1 protein-coding gene is annotated in these 381 nt (G+C 58.3%); it reads right to left on the minus strand.

Translation table 11 applies throughout. The features are described 5' to 3' along the window. Nucleotides 1–381, minus strand: a 381-nt coding sequence (locus ALO43_RS16295) for an ATP-binding protein (protein WP_162235599.1), incomplete at its 5' end; no start/stop codon positions are given.

A 381-nucleotide genomic window follows, 5' to 3' on the forward strand; every position in this document is an offset into this window, starting at 1 on the left:
TTATGCCACTCCCTCCCAGGAAAATTCCACGCAGGCCGTCCTGCCATCCGCGGACCATCGAGCCTCACGACTCAATTCACACACCAGGCGGAGCCCGCGACCATACAGCTCATTGCCCGCAGGTATCTGCATCCGGACTTTTTCAATATCAAATCCCTGACCACTGTCCTCCACGCTGAGGGTCAGCCGACCACCCGCTGCGACCGGCTCGACCCGCACAGTCACGCGGATAAACCCGGTCTGAAGCATGCCAAGCCGCTCGGCGCGCTGCTGATAATACAGTGCGAAACCTGCTGCATCATGCTTTAGCGCCGAATCCAGCCCTAGTACACCATGTTCCAGTGCATTGCTATAAAGCTCGCCGAGCACCATGTGCAATGC

This window comes from Pseudomonas tremae, from assembly GCF_001401155.1.
In the GTDB taxonomy this organism is placed as follows: Bacteria; Pseudomonadota; Gammaproteobacteria; order Pseudomonadales; family Pseudomonadaceae; genus Aquipseudomonas; species Aquipseudomonas tremae.